The sequence below is a fragment of the Pseudomonas sp. FW300-N1A1 genome, assembly GCF_058789115.1.
Genome location: NZ_JBYTBK010000001.1, coordinates 282754 through 298135 on the forward strand (window position 1 = coordinate 282754; position 15382 = coordinate 298135).

At 60.2% G+C, this 15382-nt stretch carries 15 protein-coding genes; 6 read left to right on the top strand and 9 right to left on the bottom strand.

The window, feature by feature from the left end; translation table 11 throughout:
* Positions 1 to 24 precede the first annotated feature (24 nt).
* Positions 25 to 2346, top strand: coding sequence for a hybrid sensor histidine kinase/response regulator (locus tag AC3WQN_RS01410; RefSeq protein ID WP_103399077.1), 2322 nt, complete (start codon positions 25 to 27; stop codon positions 2344 to 2346).
* On the opposite strand, the gene AC3WQN_RS01415 is transcribed toward AC3WQN_RS01410, so the two are convergent.
* From AC3WQN_RS01415 to msrB, 3 genes are all read right to left on the bottom strand, one after another.
* On the bottom strand, positions 2330 to 2791 hold the full coding sequence (locus AC3WQN_RS01415; protein WP_103399078.1) for a MarR family winged helix-turn-helix transcriptional regulator: 462 nt from the start codon (positions 2789 to 2791) through the stop codon (positions 2330 to 2332). The genes AC3WQN_RS01410 and AC3WQN_RS01415 overlap by 17 nt on opposite strands.
* The gene (locus tag AC3WQN_RS01420; RefSeq protein WP_103399079.1) at positions 2788 to 3273 is read right to left on the bottom strand and encodes a glutathione peroxidase; all 486 of its coding nucleotides are present in this window, start codon (positions 3271 to 3273) and stop codon (positions 2788 to 2790) included. Before AC3WQN_RS01420 ends, AC3WQN_RS01415 begins: the two co-directional genes overlap by 4 nt.
* A gap of 175 nt (positions 3274 to 3448) precedes the next feature.
* Positions 3449 to 3844, bottom strand: a complete 396-nt coding sequence (gene msrB, locus AC3WQN_RS01425; RefSeq protein WP_103399080.1) for a peptide-methionine (R)-S-oxide reductase MsrB — start codon at positions 3842 to 3844, stop codon at positions 3449 to 3451.
* A 224-nt stretch (positions 3845 to 4068) separates the two neighbouring features.
* On the opposite strand from msrB, the gene AC3WQN_RS01430 reads away from it, so the two are divergent.
* Entirely contained in the window at positions 4069 to 5280 is a 1212-nt protein-coding gene (locus AC3WQN_RS01430) for a pyridoxal phosphate-dependent aminotransferase (protein ID WP_095143862.1), read from the top strand.
* 313 nt (positions 5281 to 5593) lie between these two features.
* The gene (gene htpX, locus AC3WQN_RS01435; protein WP_095078679.1) at positions 5594 to 6481 is read left to right on the top strand and encodes a protease HtpX; all 888 of its coding nucleotides are present in this window, start codon (positions 5594 to 5596) and stop codon (positions 6479 to 6481) included.
* 56 nt (positions 6482 to 6537) lie between these two features.
* Here the strand turns inward: htpX and AC3WQN_RS01440 are convergent, their stop codons facing one another.
* Positions 6538 to 7200, bottom strand: a complete 663-nt coding sequence (locus AC3WQN_RS01440) for a thiopurine S-methyltransferase (protein ID WP_103399081.1) — start codon at positions 7198 to 7200, stop codon at positions 6538 to 6540.
* Positions 7201 to 7303: 103 nt separating this feature from the next.
* On the opposite strand from AC3WQN_RS01440, the gene AC3WQN_RS01445 reads away from it, so the two are divergent.
* Positions 7304 to 8071: a DODA-type extradiol aromatic ring-opening family dioxygenase gene (locus tag AC3WQN_RS01445; protein WP_103399082.1), complete on the top strand. Its 768-nt coding sequence runs from the start codon at positions 7304 to 7306 to the stop codon at positions 8069 to 8071.
* A gap of 70 nt (positions 8072 to 8141) precedes the next feature.
* On the opposite strand, the gene AC3WQN_RS01450 is transcribed toward AC3WQN_RS01445, so the two are convergent.
* The gene (locus AC3WQN_RS01450; RefSeq protein ID WP_103399083.1) at positions 8142 to 9815 is read right to left on the bottom strand and encodes a DEAD/DEAH box helicase; all 1674 of its coding nucleotides are present in this window, start codon (positions 9813 to 9815) and stop codon (positions 8142 to 8144) included.
* A gap of 423 nt (positions 9816 to 10238) precedes the next feature.
* On the opposite strand from AC3WQN_RS01450, the gene AC3WQN_RS01455 reads away from it, so the two are divergent.
* Complete coding sequence (locus tag AC3WQN_RS01455) at positions 10239 to 11030, top strand: crotonase/enoyl-CoA hydratase family protein (protein WP_103399084.1); 792 nt, start codon at positions 10239 to 10241, stop codon at positions 11028 to 11030.
* Positions 11031 to 11091: 61 nt separating this feature from the next.
* Here AC3WQN_RS01455 and AC3WQN_RS01460 read toward each other — a convergent pair whose 3' ends face one another.
* Positions 11092 to 11847, bottom strand: coding sequence for a spermidine synthase (locus tag AC3WQN_RS01460; protein WP_103399085.1), 756 nt, complete (start codon positions 11845 to 11847; stop codon positions 11092 to 11094).
* A 155-nt stretch (positions 11848 to 12002) separates the two neighbouring features.
* On the opposite strand from AC3WQN_RS01460, the gene AC3WQN_RS01465 reads away from it, so the two are divergent.
* The gene (locus tag AC3WQN_RS01465; protein ID WP_103399086.1) at positions 12003 to 13349 is read left to right on the top strand and encodes a class II 3-deoxy-7-phosphoheptulonate synthase; all 1347 of its coding nucleotides are present in this window, start codon (positions 12003 to 12005) and stop codon (positions 13347 to 13349) included.
* A gap of 42 nt (positions 13350 to 13391) precedes the next feature.
* Here the strand turns inward: AC3WQN_RS01465 and AC3WQN_RS01470 are convergent, their stop codons facing one another.
* The 3 genes from AC3WQN_RS01470 to AC3WQN_RS01480 all read right to left on the bottom strand — a co-directional run bounded on the left by AC3WQN_RS01470 (position 13392) and on the right by AC3WQN_RS01480 (position 15317).
* The gene (locus AC3WQN_RS01470; protein WP_103399087.1) at positions 13392 to 14621 is read right to left on the bottom strand and encodes a winged helix-turn-helix domain-containing protein; all 1230 of its coding nucleotides are present in this window, start codon (positions 14619 to 14621) and stop codon (positions 13392 to 13394) included.
* A gap of 66 nt (positions 14622 to 14687) precedes the next feature.
* Entirely contained in the window at positions 14688 to 14927 is a 240-nt protein-coding gene (locus AC3WQN_RS01475) for a DUF1127 domain-containing protein (RefSeq protein WP_256587210.1), read from the bottom strand.
* 162 nt (positions 14928 to 15089) lie between these two features.
* Complete coding sequence (locus tag AC3WQN_RS01480; protein ID WP_095078670.1) at positions 15090 to 15317, bottom strand: DUF1127 domain-containing protein; 228 nt, start codon at positions 15315 to 15317, stop codon at positions 15090 to 15092.
* Positions 15318 to 15382: the final 65 nt, after the last annotated feature.

Below are 15382 nucleotides of genomic sequence, written 5' to 3' on the forward strand. Positions count from 1 at the left end.
GAAACGAAAGTGGTTCAGCACCCCATGGATATCAAATTCACCAACCGCCTGTCTTACAAACAAGCCAGGCTTACCGTGCTGGTTGGTTTCGTTCTCGGCATGCTGCTGAGCCTGCTGCAAATAGGCATCGATTATGCCAGTGAAGACGCCTCCATCAATCGGGAAATCCTGTCGCTGCTGGAAATCAGCCATAGCCCCGCCTCACGGATCGCCTACAACATCGATGCCGAACTGGCTCAGGAGCTGACGCTCGGCCTGTTGCGTTCGCCGGCCGTGATCGGTGCGCAACTGATAGACAACAACAATACTGTGCTGGCCAACGTAGAGCGACCGCGCTCACAAAACGCCTACCGGGTGATCAGTGACTTCCTGTTTGGCGCCAATCGCCAATTCAAGGAACGCCTGTTCCTCGAACACTTGCCCAACGAATCCCTGGGCACCCTGCTACTGGAGGTCGACACTTACACCTTCGGCACCCGCTTTCTGAATCGAGCTGGAGTCACCTTGCTCAACGGTTTTTTCCGTAGCCTGATACTCAGCGGGATTCTCTTGGCATTGTTCTACGTCATGCTCACCCAGCCGCTGGTCCGGGTCATTCGCGAGCTGAGCCGGCGAGATCCACGCAGCGCGGACCAGCCGCCGCTGGACTGTCCCGCAGACCATGAAAATGACGAAATCGGCGTACTGGTCAAGGTCGCCAACCAACACATCGAGACCATGGCCATTGAAATCCAGCAGCGACGCGCCGCGGAAAACCGCCTGACCGACTACCTCGGCCAGCTGGAGCATATCGTCTCCTCGCGTACCTCCGAGCTGAAAGCCATCAACACCCGCCTGACGTCAACCAATGGGGAACTGGAAGTCGCGCGACAGACCGCACTGGACATGGCTCAGGCACGCTCGGATTTTCTCGCCAACATGAGCCATGAAATCCGCACACCGCTCAATGGCCTGCTGGGAATGATCGCGCTGTCACTGGACAGCCCATTGAATGCCGAACAGCGCCAGCAACTGTCGATTGCCCATGACTCCGGCAAAGTACTGGTGGAACTGCTGAACGATATCCTGGACTTGTCGAAATTCGACGCCGGACAACTTGAACTCGAGCATATTCCCTTCGACCTCGGCTCACTGATCGAAGACACGGCCAACCTGTTGTCACAGAATGCGGCACCCAGCGTCGAACTGACATGCCTGATTGATCCGCAGTTTCCCTCCCTGGTGCTGGGTGATCCGACGCGGGTTCGCCAGATCGTCAGCAACCTGCTGTCGAACGCCCTCAAGTTCACACGCTTCGGACGGGTGGATGTGCGCTTGAGCACCCTTGACGATGGCGTGCGAATCGAAGTGTGCGATACCGGCATCGGCATCGCGCAAGAGGCCCAGGTCAAGATTTTCCAACCCTTTACCCAGGCCGGTGCCGGTATCACCCGTCAGTTCGGTGGCACCGGGCTGGGATTGGCCCTGACTTTCAACCTCTGCAATGCCATGCAGGGTCGTCTGAGCATCAGCTCGGAATCCGGGTTCGGCAGCCAGTTCTGTGCCGACCTTCCGCTCCCCACACACGCTCCCGCCACCCCTCACGCCCCACTGACAGGCAAGGTCCTGGCCATTACATCGGCCGGCAGCGGCCTGGCCGAATTGCTGCGCAACCTGCTTCCCGGCTGGGGGCTTGCCTATGAACAGCGCACGATTGACGATCCATTGACCCGCTACAATCCCGACCTGTTGATCACCGATTGCCCCGAGTGCCTGTTTCGCTTCCGACCGGCGTTCGATGCTCCCATCCTGCTGGTCACCGCCTACGGCAATTTCATGCCAGGCGAGGAAACCGACTCCCTGGCTCCCCTGCAACAACTCGCTCGCCCCCTGGCCCGCAAAGCGCTCTACCACACACTGCGCCGCGCCTTGCGAGCTGACATGTCCTTGGTCAGCGACACGCCGACACAAGGCCTTTCACCCCGGCAGCGAGCGCGAATCCTGTTGGTGGAGGACAACCCGGTCAATCAGCTCGTGGCCAAAGGCATGCTCAGCAAGCTGGGCAGCGACGTGACGGTCGCCGCCCACGGGGCCGAGGCCCTCGATCAGCTGGAACTGAACCGCTTCGACCTGGTGCTCATGGACTGCAACATGCCGGTGATGGACGGCTATGAAGCCAGCCGGCACATCCGTCGCAGCGGTCGCTGGCCGGACCTGCCGATCGTCGCCCTGACCGCCAATGCCATGCCCGAGGAACGTGAACGCTGTCGGGCGGCAGGCATGAACGACTACCTGGCCAAGCCCTTTCGTCGTGAAGAACTGGCCGCCCTGCTGGACCTGTGGGCACCCGCTACGAAAGTGCCTTGATCTGCCCCAGCAACTGATCAAGGCCTGCCCGCAACTCACTCAAGCGTTGCAGGTCGACGCCGCTGTCGCACAACAGCCGCGCCTTGAGTGGCCCGACCTGCTCACGCAGGGAAACACCGGCCTGCGACAGACTCAAGTGCACCTCGCGCTCATCGCGCGCCGAGCGCTGGCGCTGGACCAACTGCATCTGCTCCAGTCGCTTGAGCAACGGCGTCAGCGTCCCGGAGTCCAGCGACAAACGTTCGCCCAGGGCCTTGACGGTCGGCTGTTCGGGGGCGCACTGCTGCCACTCCCACAACACCAGCATCACCAGGTATTGCGGGTAAGTCAGCCCCAGTTGATCGAGCATCGGCTTGTAGCCACGGATCACCGCCCGCGACGCGGCGTACAGTTTGAAGCAGAGCTGGCTGTCGAGCTCCAGCGAATCGGCTGACAGGTCGTTCATTTAAGCAGGGCTTCAATCTCGCGGGTCAGATCCTGCGGCTTGGTCGCGGGGGCGAAACGCTTGACCAGCTTGCCGTCCTGACCGATCAGGAACTTGGTGAAGTTCCATTTGATCCCCTGAGAGCCCAGCACACCCGGTGCGCGCTTCTTCAGCTGGACAAACAACGGATGAGCATCACTGCCGTTGACGTCGATCTTTTTGAACAGCGGGAAACTCACACCAAAGTTCAACTCACAGAACTCGGAAATGGCGCTCTCATCGCCCGGCTCCTGCTTGCCGAACTGATTGCACGGAAAACCGAGCACCACCAGCCCCTGGTCCTTATAGGTCTTCCACAACGCCTCCAGACCTTTGTATTGCGGGGTGAAACCGCACTCACTGGCGGTATTGACCACCAGCACCGCTTTGCCGGCGTAGTCGGCCAAGGTCTTTTGCTCACCTTTAATGGTGGTGCATGGAATGTTCAGCAGGTTGTCGCTCATGGCGCGGTGCTCCTTGATCCAAAGGTTGGACAAGAGACAAACATAGCGAGCAATTAGATTGCACGCAATTTAATTACCTGGATACCGACCAACTGCACCGGGGTCGGGCGCGCCAACGAAGGCATGCGTGACATCGCCTTCGTCGACAATGGATCGTCGCCCGGCCCCTCCCATGCTACTGGCGAGGGACCAGGTCCAGGCACACTGAATTGATGCAGTAGCGCAAGCCGGTCGGCGGCGGGCCATCCGGGAACACGTGCCCCAGGTGCGCATCACATTTGGCGCACACTACTTCGGTGCGGATCATGCCATGGCTGACATCGCGGATCTCGACCATGGCGCTTGCGCCGATCGGCTGATAAAAACTCGGCCAGCCGCAACCGGAGTCGAACTTGGCCTTCGCGTCGAACAACGGCTCGCTGCAACAGATGCAGTGGTAAACACCGTCGATTTTAGTGCCGTTGTACTTGCCCGAGAACGGTCGTTCGGTGCCCTTCAGACGGCAAACGTTGTACTGGTCCGGGTCGAGCATCGCACGCCATTCGTCCAGGGTTTTTTCCAGCTTTTCCATCGTTACACCTCGGCATTTGAAAAAGCCCGATCTGTACCTTTTCCACGGATCGGGTGGCACGTATGATTGCGCCTCATTTGACGCCAGTCTGGCAGCCGCGTTACACGCACTCAAACGGATTTTGCTGCGCGCAACCCGGGGGCCAGGCTGGTGTGAGAACGCAGGATTCCCAGTACGGTAGTTCATACGACGTCTGGATCGTTCATTTTCGGGAACACATCGCCATGCAGGTCAGCAAATCGAACAAGCTCGCCAACGTCTGTTATGACATTCGCGGCCCAGTGCTCAAGCACGCCAAACGCCTGGAAGAGGAAGGCCATCGCATCCTCAAGCTGAACATCGGCAACCCGGCACCCTTTGGTTTCGAAGCACCCGATGAAATCCTCCAGGACGTGATCCGCAACCTGCCGACCGCCCAGGGCTACAGCGACTCCAAAGGCCTGTTCAGTGCGCGCAAGGCCGTCATGCAGTACTACCAGCAAAAGCAGGTGGAAGGTGTCGGCATCGAAGACATCTACCTGGGCAACGGCGTTTCCGAGCTGATCGTGATGTCGATGCAGGCCCTGCTCAACAACGGTGACGAAGTGCTGGTCCCGGCACCGGACTATCCGCTGTGGACCGCCGCCGTCAGCCTGTCGGGCGGCAACCCGGTGCATTACCTGTGCGACGAGCAAGCCAACTGGTTCCCGGACCTGGCCGACATCAAGGCCAAGATCACCCCCAATACCAAAGCGCTGGTCATCATCAACCCGAACAACCCGACTGGCGCGGTGTATTCCCGTGAAGTCCTGCTGGGTATGCTGGAACTGGCACGCCAGCACAACCTGGTGGTGTTCTCCGACGAGATCTACGACAAGATCCTGTACGACGACGCCGTGCACATCTGCACCGCCTCGCTCGCACCGGACCTGCTGTGCCTGACGTTCAACGGCCTGTCCAAATCCTACCGGGTGGCGGGCTTCCGCTCCGGCTGGATCGCCATTTCCGGCCCCAAGCACCACGCCCAGAGCTACATCGAGGGCATCGACATGCTGGCCAACATGCGCCTGTGTGCCAACGTGCCGAGCCAGCACGCGATCCAGACCGCCCTGGGCGGCTACCAGAGCATCAATGACCTGGTACTGCCGCCTGGCCGCCTGCTGGAACAACGCAACCGCACCTGGGAACTGCTCAACGACATTCCGGGCGTCAGTTGCGTCAAGCCGATGGGTGCGCTCTACGCCTTCCCGCGGATCGACCCGAAAGTCTGCCCGATCCACAACGACGAAAAATTCGTGCTCGACCTGCTGCTCTCGGAAAAACTGCTGGTGGTCCAGGGCACGGCGTTCAACTGGCCATGGCCAGATCACTTCCGTGTCGTGACCCTGCCACGGGTGGATGACCTGGACATGGCCATCGGCCGAATCGGCAACTTCCTGAAGTCCTATCGTCAATAAGCCCTGCAACGCCGAGGGTCATTCCAGTGCCCTCGGCGATCAACTCAGCAACAGATTAAATATTCTTCATCGCGACCGCGCCTCGATTGCTCGCGCAGACGCCTGAGCGCGCGTTACACCCAATGATGGCGGTACTTGCGATAGTCATTAGCCGCCGGATAGGGGGTCGAATGAAATCAGAATTGCCCTGCGACGAACTGGAATCTGGCTGTAGGACACAGTTTGAAATAGTCACCCGGTTGAATAGCCCGGTGCATCACCTTATATACCCCGCAGTACGCTACATCTTTAGCATGAGGAGATTTCTACAACCATGATGCGCATTCTGCTGTTTTTGGCCACTAACCTGGCGGTCGTGCTGATTGCCAGCATCACCCTGAGCCTTTTCGGCTTCAACGGGTTCATGGCGGCCAACGGGGTTGATCTCAACCTCAATCAGCTGCTGATCTTCTGTGCGGTCTTTGGTTTCGCCGGCTCGCTGTTCTCGCTGTTCATCTCCAAGTGGATGGCGAAGATGAGCACCAGCACTCAAATCATCAGCCAGCCGCGCACTCGCCATGAACAATGGCTGCTGCAAACCGTTGAAGAACTGTCCCGCGAAGCCGGTATCAAGATGCCCGAAGTCGGGATTTTCCCGGCCTACGAGGCAAATGCCTTCGCCACCGGCTGGAACAAGAACGACGCACTGGTCGCGGTCAGCCAGGGTTTGCTCGAGCGTTTCTCGCCCGATGAAGTGAAAGCGGTTCTGGCGCACGAAATCGGTCACGTCGCCAATGGCGACATGGTGACACTGGCCCTGATCCAAGGGGTCGTGAACACCTTCGTGATGTTCTTCGCGCGGATCATCGGCAACTTTGTCGACAAGGTGATCTTCAAGAACGAAGAAGGCCAGGGTATCGCCTACTACGTGGCGACCATCTTCGCCGAACTGGTACTGGGCATCCTGGCCAGCTCCATCGTCATGTGGTTCTCGCGCAAGCGCGAATTCCGGGCAGACGAGGCCGGTGCCCGTCTGGCCGGCACCAGCGCAATGATCGGTGCCCTGCAACGCCTGCGTTCGGAACAAGGCCTGCCGGTGCACATGCCGGACACCTTGAACGCCTTTGGCATCAACGGTGGCATCAAACAGGGGCTGGCTCGCATGTTCATGAGCCACCCGCCGCTGGAAGAGCGCATTGACGCACTGCGTCGTCGCGGCTAAGTGTCACGGCAGTGAAAAAGGGCGACCACGGTCGCCCTTTTTTGTGCCCGCCCGCTTCAGGCGCCTGCCGTGACCAGGCGGTAAACTCGCTCATCAAGGCGCGTGACACCGCCCTGAAGGAACTTCCAGCTCTCACCCAGGATATCCCGCACCTCAAGAACTTCGAGCCGCCAGCGATCACTGAACAACGCCTGGACCTCATCATCCTTTACCGCAAAGGGTGGACCCGCTAACTGCGCCTGGTCATAGTCCAGGGTAATCAGCAGCCCCTCACCGCCAGCAGGCACTATCCGCATCAAGTGGGCGACGTACTGCTCACGCATCGAGGGTGGCAAGGCAATCAATGCCGCCCGGTCATAAAGCGCCGCGCAATCCGCCACATCGGCTGCTGTCAGCGCGAAAAAATCACCACACCACAACGCGATCGGCCCCGCCTCATAGACCTTGAACACGCCGTGCTCGGTAATCCGCGGCGTCAGTTGTTGCTCCGCGAAGAAGTCCTCCACTGCCTTTTCCGACAGCTCGACGCCCAACACCCGATAGCCCTGCCCTGCCAACCACACAAGGTCCAGACTTTTCCCACAAAGCGGCACCAGCACCCGCGCCTCGTCCTTAAGGTCCAGCTGCGGCCAGTAGCGCTGCAGATAAGGATTCACATCAGCCTGGTGGAAACCAATCTGATTGAGCGCCCAGCGCTTTTGCCAAAACTCCGGCTGCATAAATCACCCTGAAAATTCGATCAATTTGCGCTAAAACTTATATTAGATTTAGATCATTGATCTGACTGAAGATGAGGCCATCTTAACGCCCAGGACACTCTTCATGCTCCCCAGCCTGTTTATCTCCCACGGCTCCCCCATGCTGGCACTGGAGCCGGGTGCCAGCGGCCCGGCATTGGCCCGCCTGGCAGCCGAGCTACCGACACCCAGCGCCATCGTGATCGTTTCCGCGCACTGGGAAAGCCAGGACCTGCGCGTCAGCAGTGGCGAACACCCGCGCACCTGGCACGATTTCGGCGGTTTTCCCGCTGCGCTGTTCGCGGTGCAATACCCCGCACCTGGCCAGCCAGCGCTCGCGGCACAGGTTGCCGACCGACTCAAGGCCGATGGCCTGCCCGCGCAACTCGACAGCAAACGCCCGTTCGACCACGGCGTCTGGGTGCCTCTGTCACTGATGTACCCCCGCGCCGACATTCCCGTGGTGCAAGTCTCGCTTCCCAGCCGCCTTGGCCCAGCCCTGCAAACCCGCGTCGGCCAGGTGTTGTCGAGTCTGCGCGAACAAGGCGTGCTGCTGATCGGTTCCGGCAGCATCACCCACAACCTGCAGGAACTGGATTGGCATGCCGGCCCCGAGAGCGTCGAACCCTGGGCCAAGGTATTCAGGGACTGGATGATCGAAAAGCTCGCCGCCAACGACGAAGCCGCGCTGCACGACTATCGCCAACAAGCACCGCACGCAGTCCGCAGCCATCCCAGCGACGAACACTTGTTGCCGCTGTACTTTGCCCGTGGCGCCGGCGGCGACTTCAGCATCGCCCACCAGGGATTCACCCTGGGCGCCCTCGGCATGGACATTTACCGCTTCGGCTAACGGCAGGCAAAAAAAATCCCCGAACCAGTCGGGGATTTTTTCATGAAGGATCAATCAGCTCGAGAGCGGATCAATCTTCGCGATAGCGACGCAGCTTCAACTGCTTACCGGCAACGCGAGTGTCCTTCAGCTTGGTCAGCAGACGCTCCAGACCATCTTCCGGCAGCTCAACGAGGCTGAAGCTGTCACGCACCTGGATGCGACCGATTGCTTCGCGAGCCAGACCACCCTCATTGAGGATAGCGCCCAGCAGGTTCTTGGCAGCGATACCATCACGCGCACCCAGCGCGGTACGGCAACGAGCACGACCTTCGGCCAATGGAACCGGAGCACGACGCTCACGATCACCACGGTCCGGACGATCACCGGTACGCTCTGGACGATCGCCACGCGGTGCGTTGTTCGGCACCAGTGGACGTTCTTTCTCGATCGCGGCCAGGGTCAGCGCTTGAGCGTTGGTTGCCTTGCGCAGCAGGGCTGCGGCCAGGGCACGCGGGGTGCAACCGATGTCGGCAGTCAGACGATCCAGCAGATCACCGTGAGTCGACTCAGCATCAGCCACCAGCGGCGACAGGCTGTTGGTCAGTTTCTTGATGCGCGCATCCAGAACAGCTTGAGCGTCCGGCAGGCGAACTTCAGCAACTTTCTGACCGGTTACACGCTCGATCACTTGCAGCATGCGGCGCTCACGAGGAGTCACCAGCAGCAGCGCACGACCTTCGCGACCGGCACGGCCAGTACGGCCGATACGGTGAACGTAGGATTCCGGGTCGTACGGCATGTCAACGTTGAACACGTGAGTGATGCGCGGTACGTCCAGGCCACGAGCGGCAACGTCGGTCGCCACAACGATGTCCAGACGGCCATCCTTGAGGGAGTCGATCACACGCTCACGCTGGTTCTGGGCAATGTCACCGTTCAGCGCAGCGGCTTTGTAGCCTTTGGCTTCCAGGGCGCTGGCCAGGTCCAGGGTCGCTTGCTTGGTACGCACGAACATGATCAGTGCGTCGAAGTCTTCGACTTCCAGCAGGCTCAATACAGCCGAGGTCTTCTGGTCAGCGTGAACCAACAGGTGAGCCTGTTCGATCGCGGTAACGGTCTGAGTCTTGGTCTGGATCTTCACGTGCTGCGGATCGCGCAAATGGCGCTCGGCGATAGCACGGATCGACTGCGGCAGGGTAGCCGAGAACAACACGGTCTGACGGGTTGCAGGCAAGGCCTTGAAGATAACTTCGAGGTCGTCCATGAAACCCAGTTTAAGCATTTCGTCCGCTTCGTCGAGAACCAGGTGGTTCACGGTAGCCAGGACTTTTTCGTCACGACGCAGGTGGTCGCACAGACGACCCGGAGTGGCGACAACGATCTGTGCGCCATTACGGATTGCTTTCAGTTGCGGGCCCATCGGCGCGCCGCCGTAAACGGCCACAACGGTAACGCCCGGCATTTGCTTGGCGTAGGTTTCGAAAGCGGTTGCTACTTGCAGCGCCAACTCACGGGTTGGCGCCAGGATCAGGGCTTGCGGTTCGCGCTTTGCAGGATCGATGCGATGCAGGATCGGCAGGGCGAACGCAGCGGTTTTACCCGTACCGGTTTGCGCCTGACCAATCATGTCGTGACCGGCCATGATGATCGGGATCGATTGCTGCTGAATAGCCGAAGGCTCTTCGTAGCCGGTCGCGATGACGGCTGCAAGAATATTCGGATTAAGATTAAAAGCGGCGAAGCCGCCGGTTTCCTGGGTCATGGGTCTGCCTCTAAGTGCATCCGCAAAGACCCATGCTCCAAAGCTGCGCGTGCCGTGTTGAGACTCAAGAGTCGCCCTGGCAGCTTTGTCGGCGGGGATTTGCGAAAACGAATGAATGAAAAGAATCGTCAAGGAAGAGTCCGCTGTGCGGACGTGCAGCCGAAGCTGACTTCGGGGAATTGCGCTACCTAAACGCGGCCCGGCTAAAGGCCGGCGCGCACTATACCGGAATTTGCTAAAAAAGGGAGCTTTTTTTATCGCAAAAGCCCCATGAACGCAGGAGTGTCACAGGTTTTGCGGATAATCGCGTCACGGTCTATTTTTCAAAGGCCCGGCCCTGCTGGTCACGACGCTTAAACGGTTCATCTTTCAGGCTGCAGCCTACCGCCTGATCCCCCCCTTTCCCGCCCGAGGACGTACTCCATGAATCAACCTGATTGCAGTCGTGTCAGCCGTGAGCGGCGCGGTCATGTCCTGTTGATAGGGCTGGACCGGGTGGCCAAGCGCAACGCGTTCGACCTTGAACTGCTGAACGCCCTGAGCCTGGCCTATGGTGAATTCGAGGCCGACAGCGAGGCGCGGGTCGCGGTGGTGTTTGCCCACGGCGAGCACTTTACGGCCGGACTGGACCTGATGAGTGCCAGCGCCACATTGACCGGAAGCTGGAAAGTTCCGACCGGCGGTTGCGATCCCTGGGGTATTTTCATCGGGCCCAGGGTCAGCAAGCCGGTGATTGTTGCGGCGCAGGGTTATTGCCTGACCATCGGTATCGAACTGATGCTGGCGGCCGATATCAACCTGTGCGCCAGCAATACGCGCTTTGCGCAGATGGAAGTGCAGCGCGGCATCTTCCCCTTTGGCGGTGCCACCTTGCGCCTGCATCGGGTGGCCGGATGGGGCAACGCCATGCGCTGGTTGCTGACGGGCGACGAATTCGATGCCCACGAAGCGCTGCGCCTAGGGCTGGTGCAAGAGGTCATGGCCAGCGAAGACCTGTTGCCCCGCGCCATTGAGCTGGCAGAGCGCATTGCCCGCCAGGCACCGCTGGGCGTCCAGGCCACCTTGCAGTCGGCGCGCCAGGCCCACCAGGAAGGTGAAGCGGCGGCGGCGCTCAGCCTGCCGGCGCTGGCCAGGAAGCTACTGAACAGTGAAGACGCAAAGGAAGGCATACGATCGCTGGTCGAGAAGCGCCCCGGTAACTTCAAAGGGGTTTAGCGTGGCAGTTGCCAGTCAGAGTGCTGTCGCACGCTTGCTCGCGACAGCACTCACAAGCCACTCAGGTCGCCGGGCGAATACATTTGATCAACGACTGCAACGAGTAACCCAGGCGCGGCGCCAGGACTTCGGCGCGGGCCGTCAGCCCTTGCATGTCCAGTGCCTGGTCAAGGTCGGACGGCACGAGCAGGATCACGTTGCCCTCCTTCACTGGCAATTCCCAGTAATGCCGGTGATAAAGCCCGCGCAGCAGCGCAGCGCCCAAGGGCTTGCCGTCATCGGTGGCCCACTGGTTGATCACCAGCCAGCCGCCCGGATTGAGGCGCTTCTGGCAGTTTTCCAGAAAGCCCCAGGCCAGGTGCCCGACACCCGGCCCGACATCGGTGTAGAGGTCGACAAAAATCAGGTCGGCCGACTCGGCCGTTTCCAGCAGCTCAAGCGCATCGCCGATACGAATGTACAGACGGGGATCGTCATCCAGCCCCAGGTATTCGATCGCCAGGCGCGGCACGTCCGGGCGCAGCTCAATGGCCTCGACGTCTTCCAGCGGCAGGAACTTCAGGCACGCCTGGGTCAGCGTACCGGCCCCCAACCCAAGAAACAGCGCGCTTTCCGGCTGCTCATGGCACAGGGCACCAATCAGCATGGCGCGGGTGTAATCATATTCGAGCCAGCTTGGATCAGCCGTGAACACGCAGCTCTGCTCGATCGCATCGCCAAATTCGAGAAAACGATAATCCGCCACTTCCAGCACCCGGATCATGCCGAATTCATCATGCACCTCGGCGAGCAGATGCTCGACGCGCTCCTCAGTCATTTCATCTCCTGGTCGTTATCGGACGGATCCCCGGCAACGCAATCATTCATTGCGCTCAGCGCGGCAAAGGCGCGATTGTCCGCCAAGCTTCGGGAACAGGTCACGCACTAATTACTGATAACATGAGGTCCCGAGCGTAAACACTAGAGACCGTGATGAGCCAACCCTGGAGTCCTGACAGCTGGCGCGCCCTGCCGATCCAGCAACAACCCCACTACCCTGACGCGGCGCATTTGCAGGCCGTCGAGCAAAGCCTGGCCAGTTATCCGCCCTTGGTGTTTGCCGGTGAGGCCCGGGAGTTGCGTCGTCAGTTCGCCGAAGTCACCCAAGGGCGGGCATTCTTGTTGCAGGGCGGTGATTGTGCGGAGAGCTTTGCCGAGTTTTCGGCAGCGAAGATCCGCGACACCTTCAAGGTCTTGCTGCAAATGGCGATCGTCATGACCTTCGCCGCCGGTTGCCCAGTGGTCAAGGTCGGGCGCATGGCCGGACAATTCGCCAAGCCGCGCTCGGCCAATGACGAAACCATCAACGGCATTACCCTGCCGGCCTACCGTGGCGACATCGTCAATGGCATCGGCTTCGACGCAAAGAGCCGCGTGCCGGACCCGGAACGCCTGTTGCAGTCCTACCACCAGTCCACCGCCACCCTGAACCTGCTGCGCGCCTTTGCCCAGGGCGGCTTTGCCGACCTGCATCAAGTGCACAAATGGAACCTGGACTTCATCGCCAACTCAGCGTTGGCCGAGAAATACAGTCACTTGGCCGACCGCATCGATGAAACCCTGGCCTTCATGCGCGCCTGCGGCATGGACAGCTCGCCGCAATTGCGCGAAACCAGTTTTTTCACCGCTCATGAAGCGTTGTTGCTCAACTACGAAGAAGCCTTTGTACGCCGTGACAGCCTGACCAACGACTATTACGACTGTTCGGCCCACATGTTGTGGATCGGCGACCGCACCCGCCAGCTCGACGGTGCCCATGTCGAATTCCTGCGCGGGGTGAACAACCCGATCGGGGTCAAGGTCGGCCCAAGCATGAACACCGACGATCTGATTCGCCTGATCGATGTGCTTAACCCGGACAACGACCCGGGTCGCCTGAACCTGATCGCCCGCATGGGCGCGAACAAGGTCGGCGACCATCTCCCGTCGTTGATCCGCGCCGTGGAGCGCGAGGGCAAGAAAGTGCTCTGGAGCTGCGACCCGATGCACGGCAACACCATCAAGGCCAGCAGCGGTTACAAGACTCGGGACTTTGCGCAGATCCTCGGCGAGGTGAAACAGTTCTTCCAGGTTCACGAAGCAGAAGGCACCTACGCCGGTGGCATTCACATCGAGATGACCGGGCAGAACGTCACCGAATGCATCGGCGGCGCACGACCGATCACCGAAGATGGTTTGTCGGATCGCTACCACACCCACTGCGATCCACGGATGAATGCCGATCAGTCGCTGGAGTTGGCGTTCCTGATTGCTGAAACCCTGAAGCAGGTTCGGCGCTGAGTCAGGCGATCCCGGGGTGACTGATTCGCCGCGAGCGCCGGATCAGTCATCGCCCATTCCTGCCAACGCCACCCGCAACCGCGCCGCACTGGCGCGCGGGCAACTGAGCTGAATCCGCGCCAGCCCCAGCCAATTCGCCAGCTGCCTCAGGTGCAGTGCCAACGCCTGCATCCCCTCCTCGTCCAGTCCTTGCTGCTCTTCATGGACCCCATGCACCGCCAGGCAGCCGAATGCCCGCTCTGCCCGAAGATCAACCCGCGCGGCAATCCGCTCACGATGCAGGAACGGCAGCACGTAATAGCCATAAACTCGCTTGGCTGGCGGCGTGTAGATTTCCAGCCGATAGCGAAAATCGAACAACCGCTCGGTTCGACTGCGCTCCCAGATCAACGAATCAAACGGCGACAGCAATGCGCTGGCAACCACAGTGCGCGGCACCGAAGGATCGGGCAGGCAATAGGCCGGTTGCTTCCAGCCCTGCACCTGGCACACCTGCAACTGGCCATTCTCGACCAGTTCAGCCAGCGCATGCCGACACGGCGCCAACTCCAGGCGAAAATAGTCGCGCAAGTCCTTTTCCGTACTGACACCCAAGGCGCTGGCTGCGCGCAACAACAGCCCCTTCTGGGCTTCAGCTTCCTCGAGCAAGGGGTGTTGCAGGATCTGCGCGGGAATGACCCGCTCCGGTAAATCATAAAGACGCTCAAACCCCCGGCGCCCCGCCACTGTCACCTCACCGGCGGCGAACAACCATTCCAGCGCGTGCTTCTCGGCACTCCAGTCCCACCAGGGGCCAGCTCGTTCCTGACGAGTGGACAGACTGCCTGCACCGAGCGCCCCGCGCTCCTCAACCAGGGCCAGCACTCTACGAATGGTCGCCTGTTGCTCCCGGCCAAAGACCGCCAGTTGCTGATAAATGCCCTGCCCTTGCGCTGCCCGTTGCATGCGCCAGCGCATCAGGGGATACATCGATAACGGCAGCAAGGATGCCTCATGCCCCCAATACTCGAACAACGTCCGGCGCCGCCCCTGACCCCAGGCGGCCTGGTCAAGCAAGTCGGTTGGGTAATGGCCCAGGCGAGAGAACAAGGGAAGGTAGTGCGAGCGCACCAGGGCGTTGACCGAATCGATCTGCAACACACCCAGTCGCTCGATCAACCGATTCAGCGGGGTCGACTTGAGCGCCGCCGATGGCTGGCGCCCGGAGAACCCTTGGGCAGTCAGCGCCAGGCGCCGGGCCTGACTCAAGGAAAAGCAGAGGGAACCTGTCATTCGATAACTCGTGATGAAGGCTCCCTCCACCTTAGTGCCAGGATGACAAAATGCCAATGAACCCGGTCATCGTTTCAACGGATCATCCCAGAAAGGACGAGCATACTCCTTGAGCACGTCCACCCGGCTCAGGCCTATGTCCCGCAGCTGGCCATCACTCAAGCGAGCCAGCTCGGCACGATCCTGGCTCAGCTGTCGCCAGCGACTCAACTGCGCCACTGCCTTGCACAGGCGTTGACTGGAGGCATCCAGCGTCGATCGCAGTGCCCAGGCTCCCACACTCATTAATTTGCGCTGTCGTTCCATGACGGTGCTCCTCAAAATTGAGGGCGCAGTCTTGTACAGTTGCCGAAACGGGCCTAGCGAATGTCTATGACCGTCTGTTTCCCGATCGCCACAAGCCCCACCGCAAGGGCTTTCGCACGGTGCGATGAAGCTGTGACCGAACATATCAACAGACGCTTGCGGTTATTTACCCAGACCCATGGGGTCTTCCCAGAAGTGCCGTTCGGATTCCTGTTCGACATCCGCCCGGCTCAAGCCGATATCCTTCAGGGCCTCATCGCTCAGGCTGGCCAACAGCGTGCGCTCACGGTAGAGCTGATGCCAACGGGTGAGTTTGTCCAGCAGGTGGTGCAGGGAGAAGCCATGGTGTGAAAAATGGTCCAGCTGCACGTAGCCTTTTTGACCTTTCATCGTCTTGCCCTCAGTTGTGGATGGCTCAAGTCTCGCGCCAGGACTAAGATCAATCCAACGAATGT